Origin of the sequence: Arenimonas metalli CF5-1, from assembly GCF_000747155.1 — a bacterium.
Classification (GTDB): Bacteria; Pseudomonadota; Gammaproteobacteria; order Xanthomonadales; family Xanthomonadaceae; genus Arenimonas; species Arenimonas metalli.
Window position 1 is genome coordinate 324,343 of the sequence record NZ_AVCK01000012.1, and the last position, 14,025, is coordinate 338,367.

Genomic DNA, 14,025 nt, shown 5'->3' on the forward strand with positions numbered 1-14,025 from the left:
CCATGCTGAACCGCCTGGTCGAACTCTCCCTGCGCTACAAGTTCCTGGTCCTGATCATCTTCGCCGTGGTGGCCTTCCTGGGCCTGCGCGCCGTGCGTGACGTCCCCATCGACGCCTTCCCGGACGTGACCCCGGCGCAGGTGAACATCTATACCGAATCGCCGGGCCTGGCGGCAGAAGACGTCGAGCTGCTGCTGACCACCCCGGTGGAGTCCGCGTTGGCGGGCCTGCCCAAGGTGCAGGAAATCCGCTCGGTGAGCCTGTTTGGTCTTTCCTACGTCTCCGTCTATTTCGAGGACGACATGGAGATCTACTTCGCTCGGCAGCTGGTCAATGAACGGCTGCAGGAAATCGGCGACCGCCTGCCCGAGGGTTACGGCAAGCCCAGCATGGGTCCGAACAGCTCGGGCCTGGGCCAGGTGTTCTGGTACACGGTCGAGCGCGCTCCGGGCGTGAGCAAGGACCAGGTCACCGACATGGACCTGCGTACCTGGCAGGAGTGGACGGTGCGCTTGATCCTGCGCACAGCGCCGGGCGTGGACGACGTCAGCTCCTGGGGCGGCGGCGAACGTGAGTACCAGGTCAGGATCGACCCGCAGCGGCTCTATGCCCGGGGCCTGGGCTTTGCCGACGTGATTGCGGCCCTGCCGGCCAACAACGGCCAGGTCGGCGGCAACGTGATGGACGTGGGTCGCGAGCAGTACCTGGTGCGCGGCCTGGGCCTGCTGTCCTCGACCGAGGACATCGGCGCGATCGTGCTCAAATCCGAGGACGGCGTGCCGGTCTACCTGCGCGATGTCGCCCGGATCATCGAGTCGCCGGCGCCGCGCTTTGGCGCTGTCACCCGCGATGGCGAAGAAGTGGTGCTGGGCATGGCGCTGGCCCGCATCGGCGAGAACGCCAAGGACGTGGTCGAGGCCGTCAAGGCCAAGCTGGCCACCGTCCAGGACGCGCTGCCCGAGGGCATGGTCGTGCGCCCGATCTACGAGCGTACCGACCTGGTCAACAAGGCCGTGGGCACGGCAACGCGGGCCCTGATCGAGGGTTCGATCCTGGTGGCCATCGTGCTGTTCCTGTTCCTGGGCGAGTTGCGTTCGGCGCTGGTCGTGATCGTGACCCTGCCGCTGGCGATGCTGATGGCCTTCATCGGCATGGGCCAGTTCGGACTGTCGGCCAATTTGATGTCCCTGGCGGGCCTGGCCATCGGCATCGGCATGATGGTGGACGGCGCGGTGGTGATGGTGGAGAACGCCTACCGCATCATGGCCGAGCGGCACGCCCATGGCGAAAAGGTGGACCGGACCTCGGCGGTGCTGGCGGCGGCCAAGGAAGTGGCCAATCCCATCTCGTTTGCGATCCTGATCATCATCGTGGTGTTCCTGCCGCTGTTCAGCCTCGAGGGCCTGGAGGGCAAGCTGTTCAAGCCCATGGCCTTCACCATCGCGTTCGCGATGGCGGGCTCGATGCTGCTGAGCCTGACGCTGATCCCGGTTCTCGCGGCCATGATCCTCAAGCCAAAGGAAGAGAAGGACACCCGGTTGGTGGCCTTCCTCAAGCGTCGCTATCGCCCGCTGCTGGAGCGTGCCCTGTCCGCCAAACGCGCCGTGGTGATCACGGCTTCCGTGGCGCTGGTGCTGGCGTTGGGGCTCTTCCCGTTCCTGGGCAAGGAGTTCATGCCCCAGCTGCAGGAAGGCTCGATCATGTGGCGGGTGACGGGTATTCCGTCGACGTCCTTGGATGAGTCGATCCGCACGAGCAATGTCATTGCCGAGGCCTTCAAGAAGTTCCCGGAAGTGGAGACCACGCTGGCCATGATCGGCCGCGCCGAAAAGGGCGAGACCGCCGACGTCAACTACATGGAGATCTACACGGCGCTGACCCCCGAGGAGGACTGGACCACCGGCCGCTCGATCAAGGAGCTCGAGGAGGCCATGCAGGAGACGCTGGAGGAGGTCGTGCCCAACGTGGTGCCAGGCTACACCCAGCCGATCCAGATGCGCGTCGAAGAGCTGATCTCCGGCGTGCGCGCGACCCTCGCGCTCAAGCTCTACGGCGAGGATCTGGGCGAACTTGATCGCCTCAGTAGTCAGCTAAAGCCGGTTCTTGCCGGTATCGACGGCGTCGCCGACCTCTCGCTGGAAGCGAACGTCGGTAAGCCGCAGATCCGCATCGAGGTGGATCGGGCCGAGTTGGCCCGGCACGGCATGAACGCCGAGGAAGTGCTGACCATCGTGCGCAATGGCCTGGGTGGCGAACCGGTCAGCGTGCTGCTGGACGGCGTGCGGCGGTTCGACATCTCCGTGCGCCTTGATGACGGTACGCGCAGTTCGGTCGAAGCGCTGCGACGGATTCCGCTCAAGGCCGCTTCGGGAGCGCTGGTGCCGCTGTCCGAGGTTGCGACGGTATCGGTCGCCGAGGGCTATTCGTTCATCCGTCGCGAGCAGTTGCAGCGCTATGCCGTGATTCAGATGGACGTTCGGGGCCGGGATGTCGATGGCTTCGTGGCCGATGCCACGGCGGCGATCAAGTCGCAGGTGGACCTGCCGCCCGGCTACTGGATCGAGTGGGGCGGTGCGTTCGAGAACCAGCAGCGCGCCTTGGCCAAGCTGAGCCTGATCGTGCCCATCACGATCTTCTTCATCTTCGTGCTGCTGTACACCGCGTTCAACTCGATCAAGTTCGCGGCGCTGATCCTGGCCAACGTGCCCTTCGCGACCATCGGCGGCCTGCTGGCCCTGTTCCTGACCGGCCAGTACCTGTCGGTGCCGTCGGCGATCGGGTTCATCGCCGTGTTCGGCGTGGCGATGCTCAATGGCATCGTGCTCGTGAGTTTCCTCAACGAGCAGCGCGAACGTGGTCTCTCGGTGCGCGAGGCGGTGCTGCAAGGCACGGCCCTCAGGCTGCGCCCGGTGCTCATGACCGCGAGCGTGGCGATTCTGGGCCTGGTGCCGATGCTGATCTCCAGTGGCGTCGGCGCCGAGACCCAGCGCCCGCTGGCCACCGTGGTGGTGGGCGGCCTGCTCAGCGCCACCCTGCTGACCCTGTTCCTGCTGCCCGTGCTCTACGAGTGGCTGGAAACCCGCGCCGAACGCAAGAACCCGGAGGCAACGCCATGAAGCGCATTACTGCCTTGCTGCACGCCCATCGGATGAGCGACATCGTGCACGCCCTGGAGGCCGCCGGTGAGCGGCGTCTGAGCGTGGTCCAGGCGCGAGGGCTGTTGCAGGCCGCCAGCGCCCGCGAGCAGGACTACTCGGTCGAGCTGGGTGAACGGGTGACCCAGGAAATCCAGCTGGACGTGTTCTGCGAGGACGAGCGGGTCGACACGATCATTGCGTTGATCCGGCAGCACGGCCGCACCGGGCAGGTGAATGCCGGATGGATCTTCACCAGTTCCATCGACGATGTGCTGCTGATCGACCGGGCGGACGTGCCGGCCTAGCTCAGCACCACGAAGGCCACGAGGCAGGCGCGCTCGGTCCGAGCGCGCCTGCAGTATCCACGTTCGAGGAATGTCCGATGAGTGATGCCACGCCTCCCCCGGCCGCGAGCGCGGGACACAACCACGATCACGGCAGCGGGGGCCCTTGGGCCGGCCGCGCCGAGATCATTTTTTCCCTGGCCTCCGGCGCCTTCCTCCTGGCCGGCTGGGCCTGGGGTCGAACGCAGGGCGACAATGCCACCGGTCCCTTCATCTTGCTGCTGCTGGCCTATGCGGCAGGCGGTTTTTTCACCGTGCGCGAGGCGATCGAGAATCTGCGGCACCGCGAGCTGAAGATCGATTCCCTGATGATCGTGGCGGCCGCGGGCGCAGCGGTCCTGGGCCAATGGGCCGAGGGCGCGTTGCTGTTGTTCCTGTTCAGTCTCGGCCATGCGCTTGAGAACTACGCCATGGGCCGCGCCCGTCGCGCCATCGAGGCCTTGGCGGAGTTGCGGCCCGAGACGGCGCTGGTGCGTCGCGGTGACCAGTTGGTCGACGTATCCGTAAACGACCTGGTCATCGGCGATGTCGTGGTGGTCAAGCCTGATGAACGCGTGGCGGCGGACGGCTTCGTCGTGCTGGGCGAGAGCAGCATCGACCAGGCCGCCATCACGGGCGAGAGCGTGCCGGTCGACAAGCGGCCGGTGGTGGACGTGGCCGAGGCCAGGCAACGCCCTGACGCGGTCGGCCCCGAGCATCGCGTCTTCACCGGCACCATCAACCAGGGCAAGGTCCTGGAGGTCGAAGTCACCCGCCTCGCCAGCCAGAGCACCTTGGCCCGAGTCGTGGAACTGGTGCGTTCGGCGGAGCACCAGAAATCCCCGACGCAGCTGTTCACGGACCGCTTCCAGAAGATCTTCGTTCCCGCAGTGCTGGTGCTGGTGGGCCTGCTGCTGTTCGCCGGATTGGTGGTGGATGAACCGTTCAGCGCGACCTTCTACCGCGCCATGGCGGTGCTGGTCGCGGCTAGTCCCTGTGCCTTGGCCATTTCCACGCCCAGCGCGGTGTTGAGCGGCGTGGCGCGGGCCGCACGTGGCGGCGTGCTGATCAAGGGGGGCGGCCCGCTGGAGCGGCTAGGCATTCTGCACTCGCTCGCGTTCGACAAGACCGGCACGCTGACCGAGGGCCGACCGCAGGTGACGGACGTCATGCCCGCCGATGGCGTGACGACGCAGGAACTGTTGAGCGTGGCCATCGCGGTCGAACGTCTGAGTGACCATCCCTTGGCTGCCGCAGTGGTGCGCGATGGCCTGGTCCGGCTGGGCGAACACGCCACGCCGCTGGCGACGGACCTGGAGAGCCTCACCGGGCGCGGCCTGAAGGCGTCCGTGTCGGGCGAGACGGTGCACCTGGGCAAGAAGAGCCTGTTCGATGCGATCGGCGGTCCGGGCCTGCCCCCCTCCCTGAAGGCCCGGGTGCTGGACTTGGAGCATCAAGGCCGGACGGTGTTTGTGGTGCGCCAGGGAGAGCGGTATCTGGGTGTCGTGGGCTTGATGGACACGCCCCGGGAAGCAGCCAGGGCGGTGATGTCACAGCTACGTGAACTCGGCATGACCCGGCTGGTGATGCTCTCGGGCGACAACCAACGGGTCGCCGATGCGGTGGCCGCCAGCGTGGGCATCGACCGGGCCTATGGCGACCTGATGCCGGAGGACAAGGTCAAGGCGATCAAGACGCTGCGTGCCGAAGGCGAGGTCGCCATGGTGGGCGACGGCGTCAACGATGCGCCGGCGCTGGCCAGCGCGTCGGTCGGCATTGCCATGGGAGCCGCGGGGTCAGATGTCGCGCTTGAGACAGCGGACGTGGCCTTGATGGGCGACAAGCTTGAGCACCTGCCGTTCGTCGTGGGGTTGAGCCGGCAGACCCGGCGCATCATCCGCCAGAACTTGTGGGCCAGCCTAGGCATGGTGGCTATCCTCATTCCGGCAACGATCCTGGGCATGAAGATGGGCGTCGCCGTGCTTTTCCACGAGGGTTCCACCCTCTTGGTGGTGGCGAACGCGCTGCGCCTGCTAGCGTACCGTCCCGTTCTGGACTAGCGACGCGCATCGTGGTTGCCGGTGTGGCGATAGAAGTTAGCGCCTACCTCTCTGCTGATCGGATACGAAGCGTAGTAGAAAGTTGTGGACCGGGCGCACTACGCTGTAACCTTATGACTGTGAGCCATACCCCCCGTCCCCTACTCCGAGTTGTCCGCGCCCTTTTCTGGGCGCTGATTTTGTTGGGTGTGATGGTCCAGCCCGTGCTGAGTTCGGTCCAGGACCTTCACGAGTGGGAACATGCGCAATTGGATGCGACCGGCGACGCCAGCACGTCGGCCGCCCAGGTATCCCCGATTCCAGGCACCCTGGATGGGTTGCTGCATGCCTTTGACGGTTACGTAAATGCTACTGCCTTGACCGGTACTGGACTACCGTGGTCTGCGTGCATGTTGCGCAGTGTGCCACCCCAAACGGCTTTGCCTCTCGCGGTCCCCTCGCCCCTCTCTCGGTTCCTGCGCCCTCCGATCGCGGCCTGACGTCCTCACGTCCCCGGGGCTCACGCCCCGATTGCCCGTTCCCGGAGAAAATTCCCATGTTGAGAACCAAGACGGCCCTGGCCGTCCTGTGGTGCTGTGCCGTGCTGGCTCTGCCGGCCCAGGCCACCTCGCCCGCGCCAAAACTGGACCTGCATCAGGCCTTCGCGCTCACGCTCGAGCGCCATCCCGACTTGCGGCGACTGCCGCTGCAGCAAGTGGCCCTGACCGCCGAAGCCGACCTGGCCGCCCAGTCCCCCGCTTGGGTAGCAGGCGCTGGGGTGGAAAACGCGCTAGGCACGGGCCCCTATCGCGGCGCCGATGCCGCCGAACTAACCCTGAGCTTGGGTTCTGTCATCGAGCCCCAGGCACGCCGTGACGCACGCGTAGGTCTGGCGCAGTCCCGCCTGGCTGGACTGGATATCGCGGCCGAAGGCCGCCGTCTGGACCTCTTGGCCGAAGTCGCCCGCCGCTATCTGGAGGTGCTCGCCCTTCAGGAGGAAGCCACGGCGCTGGACGCGACGGTCGCGCAGCGGCGCACCGCGGCGGCGGCCGCGCGTCGCCGCGTGGGCGCCGGCGCTTCGCCGGCGTCGGTGCAGTTGGGCGCTGAAGCCGCAGTGGCACGTGCCGAGCTCGAGCTCGCCCGCACGCAGGCCGCCACGGCAGCCGCCCGCCGTCGACTGGCGCTGATGTGGGGCGGTGATCCGGTCGGGACCGTGGAGGGCGAACTGCTGGCGCTGCCAGCCACGCCCGACTTCGACCACGTGGTCACGCTACTGGAAAGCACGCCGGACCTGCAGCGTTTCGCTGGCGAAGCCCGCCTGCGCGAAGCCCGCCTGCAGTTGGCGCAGACCCAAACTCGTCCGGATCTGGAGTGGCAGGTGGGCCTGCGCCGCCTGCAGGGCAGCGACGACTGGGCGCTGATGGGCGGACTTTCGATGCCTCTGGGCAGCCGGCGCCGCGCCGAACCCGCGATCCGGGCCGCACGGGCTGAACTCGACGCCCTGGCCCTAGAGCGGGAAGCCGGCGAACTGGACCTTCGCGCAACGCTGGCCGAAGCCCACGGCCGGCTTCAGGTCGATGCCCTGGCCGTGCACCAGACCACGGAAAAGGTGCTGCCAGCGCTTGAGCGCGCCGAGGCTGCGGCCGGCAAGGCCTACCGCGCAGGCGCACTGAGCTACCTGGAGTGGGCGCAGCTTCAGTCCGAACTGCTGGCCGCCCGCCGCGACCGCATTGCTGCCGCACGCGACTTCCACCGAGCCCTGATTGAAATCCAGCGTCTGACGGCTGAGCCCTTCGTGCTCGCCGAGCGCACAACTGATGAGAGCACGCCATGACCTTGCGTTCATTCCTGATCCCGCTCCTGCTGACCCTGAGCCTTGCGGCCTGCGGTGGCTCCCAACCCGAGGTCCAGGGCGAAACCGCCGGGCACTCGGAGTCCGAAGCCGACGCCGAGCCCGCCAAGGGCGCCCACAACGGCCGCCTGCTCACCGACGGGCCCTACACCGTGGAGCTGGCAATCTTCGAAGACGGCGTGCCGCCTGAGTACCGCGCCTGGCTTTACAAGGACGGCGAGCCGCTGCCGCCGACCGCTGGCGAGCTGACGGTCGTGCTCACGCGCTTGGGCGATGTCACTGACACGCATGCATTCACCGCCAAAGACGAATACTTGCAGGGCAGCCTGGAGGTCTTTGAGCCGCACTCCTTCGACGTGGCTGTCACCGCCCGCATCGATGGCCAGACACTGGCGTGGTCCTTCCCCAGCTACGAAGGCCGCACCTCCATTCCGGCCGCCGTGGCCCAGGACGCCGGCATAGTGGTCGCCCCGGTCGTCCCCGGCGTAATCCGCGACGAACATGATGTGCAGGGCCTGCTCACGCCCATGGAAGGTCGTCATGCCCGCATCGTGGCCCGCTTCCCGGGACCGGTGAAGGCCGTGCGCGTGGGTCTGGGTGACAGCGTAAGGGCGGGCCAGTCGCTGGCGACGATCGAAAGCAACGTCAGCTTGTCGGACTATGCCGTGACCGCGCCACTGGCGGGCACCGTGCTGGCGCGCAATGTGGCCGTAGGCGATCTGGCGGGTGAACAGCCGCTGTTCGAGATCGCCGACCTCTCGGCGCTGTGGGTGGACCTTCACCTCTTCGGCGCCGACGCCCAGCACATCACGCCCGGCCTGCCGGTCGAAGTGACCCGGCTTAGCGATGGCGTCAGTGCCCGCACCACGCTAGACCGGGTGCTGCCCGGCACGGCGACGGCCAGCCAGAGCACGGTCGCCCGCGCCACTATCGACAACGCCGACGGTCGCTGGCGGCCAGGCGCGGCGGTGCGCGCCCGCGTCACCGTGGCCGAGCAGCCGGTGGACCTGATGGTGCCGCTGGCCGCACTGCAGCGATTCCGCGACTGGGACGTGGTGTTCGTTCGCTTCGGCGATGACTACGAGATCCGGCCGCTGGAACTGGGTCGCCGCGATGGCGTCAATGTCGAAGTGCTCGGTGGTCTGAAGGCTGGCGATCCGGTGGTCGTCGCCCAGAGCTATCTGGTGAAGGCCGACATCGAGAAGTCGGGAGCGTCCCATGACCACTGAGACGCCTGGGTTTCTCGAGAAACTGATCCGGTTCGCCATCGCGCATCGGTGGCTGATGCTGCTGCTGACGGCAGGGCTATGCGCGCTGGGGATTTGGAGCTTCACCAAACTACCCATCGACGCTACTCCGGACATCACCAACGTCCAGGTCCAGATCAACACCGAGGCCCCCGGCTATTCGCCGCTCGAGTCCGAGCAGCGGGTGACGTTCCCGATCGAGACGGCGATCGCTGGCCTTGCCCGACTCGAGTACACCCGTTCCATCTCCCGCTACGGGTTGTCGCAGGTCACGGTCGTGTTCGAGGACGGCACCGACATCTACTTCGCCCGCCAGCAGGTGGCGGAGCGATTGCAGCAGGCCAAGTCGCAGCTGCCGCCTGGCCTGGAGCCCGAACTCGGGCCCGTCGCCACCGGCCTGGGCGAAATTTACATGTACACCGTGGAGGCCGCCCCGGGGGCGACCAAGCCCGACGGCACGCCTTGGACGCCCACGGACCTGCGCACCTTGCAGGACTGGGTGGTGCGGCCGCAGCTGCGCAATACGCCGGGCGTGACCGAGGTCAACACCATTGGCGGCTTCGCCCGCCAGATCCACGTCACGCCCGACCCGGCCAAGCTTGTCGCCTTCGGATTCACACTGCAGGACGTCGTCGACGCCGTGGCCCGGAACAACCAGAACATCGGCGCCGGCTACATCGAGCGCAACGGCCAGCAGTACCTGGTGCGCGTGCCGGGCCAGGTGGCGGACCTCGGGGCCCTGCGGCGGATTGTGCTCGACCGCCGCGAGGGCGTGCCGATCCGGGTCGGCGATGTCGCCGCCGTCGGCGAAGGTCCCGAACTGCGCACGGGCGCCGCGACCCAGAACGGAGAAGAGGTGGTGCTGGGCACGGTGTTCATGCTGGTCGGCGAAAACAGTCGCGCCGTGGCCCGCGCGACCGCCGAACGCTTGGCCGAGGTGTCCAAATCGCTGCCTCCGGGCGTCGCAGCCACACCAGTCTACGACCGAACCTCGCTGGTCGATCGCACCATCGCCACCGTGACCAAGAACCTGGTCGAGGGCGCGATCCTGGTCATCGTGGTGTTGCTGCTCCTGCTCGGCAATATCCGTGCCGCACTGATCACGGCGGCCGTGATCCCGATCGCCATGCTGATGACCATCACCGGCATGGTGCGCGGCGGGGTCTCGGGCAACCTGATGAGCCTGGGCGCCCTGGACTTTGGCCTGATCGTCGACGGCGCGGTGATCATCATCGAAAACTGCATCCGCCGCTTTGGCGACCGCCAGCACGCACTGGGCCGGCTGCTGACCCGGGAGGAGCGGTTCGATCTGACGGCGTCTGCCACGGCCGAGGTCATCAAGCCCAGCTTGTTCGGCGTGGCGATCATCGCGGCCGTGTACCTGCCGGTATTCGCCCTCACCGGCATCGAGGGCAAGATGTTCCACCCGATGGCCTTCACGGTCGTGCTGGCGCTGACCGCGGCGATGCTGCTGTCGCTGACCTTCGTGCCGGCGGCGGTGGCGGTGTTCCTGGGTGGCAAGGTGCAGGAAAAGGAAAGCCGGGTACTGCAGGCCGTCCGTCGCGCCTATGCGCCGGCTTTGGACTGGGCCCTGCGGTTCCGGGTCCCCGTGGTGGCTGGCGCGGCGGCCCTGGTGGTCGTGTTCGGTCTGCTGGCCTCGCGCTTGGGCTCGGAGTTCATCCCCAGCCTGGATGAGGGCGACATCGCCCTGCACGCCTTGCGCATCCCGGGTACCAGCCTGGGTCAGGCCGTGACCATGCAGGCCACCCTGGAAGCGCGCATCAAGCAGTTCCCCGAGGTGGCGCGGGTGTTCGGCAAGCTGGGGACGGCCGAAGTGGCCACGGACCCGATGCCGCCGTCCGTGGCGGACACCTTCATCATGCTCAAGCCACGCGAGCAGTGGCCGGACCCCCGCAAGACCAAGGCCGTGCTGGTGGCCGAGATCGAGGCGGCAGTGAAGCAGCTGCCCGGCAACAACTACGAGTTCACCCAGCCGATCCAGATGCGAATGAACGAGCTGATCTCGGGCGTCCGCGCAGACGTCGCGATCAAGCTATACGGCGATGATCTTGAAACCCTGGTGGAGGTCGGCAAACAGCTCGAGGCGGTCGCCAAGTCCGTGCCCGGTGCCGCCGATGTCAAGCTCGAGCAGGCGACCGGCCTGCCGCTGCTAACCATCACCCCCAACCCCGAAGGTCTGGTCCGCTACGGGCTGAATCAGGTCGCGGTGCAGGAGGCGGTGGGCACCGCGGTGGGCGGCACGGTGGCCGGCCAACTGTTCGAGGGCGACCGGCGCTTTGACCTCGTGGTGCGGCTGCCCGAGGCCCTGCGCACCGACCCGGCCCGGCTGGCGGACCTGCCGGTGCCGTTGCCCTCCCAGGACGTGGGGCGCGATGAAGCCAGCCGCGGCGCCAACTGGGCCAGCGGCATTCCCACGACGGTGCCGCTTCGGGAACTGGCCACGATCGAGATCGTCGAGGGGCCGAACCAGATCAACCGCGAGAACGGCAAGCGCCGCATCGTGGTGACCGCCAATGTGCGGGGCCGCGATCTGGGCAGTTTCGTCGCCGATCTGCGCGAGCGCATCGATGCCGAGGTCACCGTACCGTCCGGCTACTGGGTCGACTACGGCGGCACCTTCGAGCAGCTGATCGCGGCTAGCCAGCGGCTGTCGGTGGTGGTTCCGGTCACGCTGATGCTGATCTTCGGGCTGCTGTTCATGGCGTTCGGCTCGGGACGGGATGCCGCGGTGATCTTCAGTGGCGTGCCGCTGGCGCTGACCGGCGGCGTGCTCGCCCTGTGGCTGCGAGACATCCCGCTGTCCATCTCGGCCGGCGTGGGCTTCATCGCTTTGTCGGGCGTGGCCGTACTCAACGGCGTGGTCATGATCGCCTTCATCCGCAAGCTGCGGCAGGAGGGCGACCGGCTGGAGGACGCCATCCGCGATGGCGCTCTGGGCCGGCTGCGACCGGTGCTGATGACGGCGCTGGTGGCTTCGCTCGGGTTCGTGCCGATGGCCTTCAACGTTGGCGCCGGCGCGGAAGTTCAACGCCCACTGGCCACCGTAGTCATCGGCGGTATCGTGTCCTCGACGCTGCTGACCCTGCTGGTGCTGCCGGCGCTGTACCGGCTGCTGCACCGGGACACCGAGGCGGGTGATGGCCAACTTCATCGATGACCAACGACTCTTTGCGGGAGAGCGAGGCTATGGAATTTGACACGTCGCCGTGGAGCCACCGGCATGACTATGCGGCCGATACGTCGGCCGCCGAACGGGGTACCCGCGTGGTGTTGTGGATCACGTTGCTGGCGATGGTCGTGGAGATCATCGCCGGCTGGGTATACAACTCGATGGCCCTGCTGGCCGACGGCTGGCATATGAGTTCGCACGCGCTGGCCATCGGTCTGAGCGTGCTGGCTTATGGGGCGGCGCGGCGCTACGCGGACGACCCCCGGTTCGCGTTCGGCCCCTGGAAGATCGAGGTGCTGGGCGGCTTTGCCAGCGCGGTGCTGCTGCTGGGGGTCGCGGCGCTGATGGCATTTGCCTCGATCGAGCGGCTTCTGGATCCGCAACCGATCCGCTATCGCGAGGCGCTGCTCGTGGCGGCTGTCGGGCTGGGAGTCAATCTGGTCTGCGCGTGGATTTTGGGGCGCAGCCATACCCATGGGCATGCCCATGACCACGGGCACGGGCACGGCCATGAAAACGGGCACTCCCACGGGCCGGAGTCCGCCACCGACCTGAACCTGCGCTCAGCTTACGTGCACGTCTTGGCCGACGCGGCCACGTCGGTGCTTGCCCTGATCGCCCTGGCGGGCGGCTGGTGGTACGGCTGGCAGTGGCTTGATCCCGTGATGGGCATCGTGGGTGCCGTGCTGGTGGCCATTTGGGCGCGGCGTCTGATCATCGACACGTCCCGGGTGTTGCTGGACCGGGAAATGGATCATCCGGTCGTCGAGGAAATTCGCGAGGCCATCGATCTCGCACAAGAGGGCGCGCCGAGCCGTGTGACCGACCTCCACGTCTGGCGGGTGGGCCGGGCGTCCTATGCCTGCGCCCTGACGGTGGTGACGCCTGACGCGACGCTGACGGCGCAACATATCCGCGAGCGACTGGCGATCCACTCCGAAGTCGTGCACGCGACGATTGAAGTTCATTGTTGCGATGCGCCCCTAGGCCGGTCTGAGGCCGGGGCCGACCGTCCGGTCAACCCCGCGAGCCCTGGCGCGACCTTGTGACGGCGATGGGCAGTGCATTTTGCGCGGCCGTCGGGCGTGGGATAGGCAGACTGCAGGATCAGGGGAATCCAACGGGCGTGGGAATTCCCGGTAAACGCGAGCGTCCGGTTGGCATAAACCTTGCTACGTCAGGGGACGGGGCGCGTTGCCGACGTCCCGTCACCCCCCCCCAAGGAGCCCCTCATGCATCAGCTCTCGTCCGAAATGCAGGCCTGCATCCGCAGCTGTCTGGACTGCTATCAGCACTGCCAGCACATGGCCCTGACCACCTGCCTGGAAAAAGGCGGCCCCCACGTGGCGCCGGATCATTTTCGCCTGATGATCGATTGCGCCGAGGCCTGCCGCGCCGCCGCCGCGCTCATGATCAATCACTCCCCGTACCACGCCGAGTTCTGCCGCCTGTGCGCGCAGATCTGCCGCGATTGCGCCGCCAGCTGCGAAGAACTGGACGGCATGGAGGCCTGCGTGCGCGCCTGCCGGCAGTGCGCACAAGCCTGCGAGGCGATGGCGGCGTCGCCCTGAACGACGTCCCCACGCGGTAAAACTTCCCAAGCCGGGTAACCCGTTCCTTCGGCCCCACGGGGGCCGGGGAACATCGGCGAACCGCTCCGCCCGGGGAACTTTCTGGCTCCAATGGCGGTCTAGACCGCATCTTCCCCAGTTCTGGGGTGTATCCCATCGCTTTTTTCTGGGTGTAGACTCCGGCCATGTCCCTGCTGCGCACCGTCGGCCACCTGCTGCTCGCTTTGGCGTTGATCGCCAACGCCGGGCTGCCGTCGGTCGCGTCCGCGGTCGATCATGTCGCGCACCAGAGCGCGGAGGTGGACCAGGACATGGCGGCGGCGGGGCATTCGATGGCCGACGGCGACATGGCGTCGTGCCATGACGAGGCCGCCGTGACGGCCGCCGTGACGCCCGTCGTGCCCAGCCCTGACTCGCCGCTGGATTGTTGTGACGGCGGGACCTGCACCTGCAGCTGCCTGCATCATGCGCCGGTCGTCGTGATCACCGACGCCCCGTGGGCGGTTTCCCCCTATCGCTGGGTGGCCCAATTGGGCCGCCTGGCGTCGGTCCCGGCCGCGCCCTCGGCGCCGGCCATCCGACCTCCGATCGCCTAAGCCCTCCCGGCGGATCTTGATCCGCCCCATTCGCTCGACCCGGCATCCGGGTCGTGTTGCCCGTGGCCTG

Annotated in this window: 9 protein-coding genes; all 9 read left to right on the forward strand. The window is 67.4% G+C overall.

Translation table 11 applies throughout. The annotated features are described in order from the left end of the window. Positions 1-2 precede the first annotated feature (2 nt). The 9 genes from N787_RS05130 (at position 3) to N787_RS05170 (ending at position 13,955) form a co-directional block, all read left to right on the forward strand. Positions 3-3,116: an efflux RND transporter permease subunit gene (locus tag N787_RS05130; protein WP_034211218.1), complete on the forward strand. Its 3,114-nt coding sequence runs from the start codon at positions 3-5 to the stop codon at positions 3,114-3,116. Further along, a complete protein-coding gene (locus N787_RS05135) occupies positions 3,113-3,442 on the forward strand; it encodes a P-II family nitrogen regulator (RefSeq protein WP_034211219.1) in 330 nt (109 codons plus the stop codon). Before N787_RS05130 ends, N787_RS05135 begins: the two co-directional genes overlap by 4 nt. Before the next feature lie 77 nt (positions 3,443-3,519). Beyond that, complete coding sequence (locus N787_RS05140) at positions 3,520-5,520, forward strand: heavy metal translocating P-type ATPase (RefSeq protein ID WP_052575147.1); 2,001 nt, start codon at positions 3,520-3,522, stop codon at positions 5,518-5,520. A gap of 535 nt (positions 5,521-6,055) precedes the next feature. Then, entirely contained in the window at positions 6,056-7,333 is a 1,278-nt protein-coding gene (locus N787_RS05145; protein WP_034211220.1) for a TolC family protein, read from the forward strand. After that, positions 7,330-8,580: an efflux RND transporter periplasmic adaptor subunit gene (locus tag N787_RS05150; RefSeq protein WP_034211221.1), complete on the forward strand. Its 1,251-nt coding sequence runs from the start codon at positions 7,330-7,332 to the stop codon at positions 8,578-8,580. The genes N787_RS05145 and N787_RS05150 overlap by 4 nt, the downstream gene beginning before the upstream one ends. Beyond that, the gene (locus N787_RS05155; RefSeq protein ID WP_034211222.1) at positions 8,570-11,776 is read left to right on the forward strand and encodes an efflux RND transporter permease subunit; all 3,207 of its coding nucleotides are present in this window, start codon (positions 8,570-8,572) and stop codon (positions 11,774-11,776) included. The genes N787_RS05150 and N787_RS05155 overlap by 11 nt, the downstream gene beginning before the upstream one ends. Positions 11,777-11,805: 29 nt before the next feature. Next, on the forward strand, positions 11,806-12,837 hold the full coding sequence (gene dmeF / locus N787_RS05160; protein ID WP_052575173.1) for a CDF family Co(II)/Ni(II) efflux transporter DmeF: 1,032 nt from the start codon (positions 11,806-11,808) through the stop codon (positions 12,835-12,837). A 183-nt stretch (positions 12,838-13,020) separates the two neighbouring features. Next, a complete protein-coding gene (locus N787_RS05165) occupies positions 13,021-13,359 on the forward strand; it encodes a four-helix bundle copper-binding protein (RefSeq protein ID WP_034211223.1) in 339 nt (112 codons plus the stop codon). A gap of 185 nt (positions 13,360-13,544) precedes the next feature. Then, positions 13,545-13,955, forward strand: coding sequence for a CopL family metal-binding regulatory protein (locus N787_RS05170; protein WP_034211224.1), 411 nt, complete (start codon positions 13,545-13,547; stop codon positions 13,953-13,955). Positions 13,956-14,025: the final 70 nt, after the last annotated feature.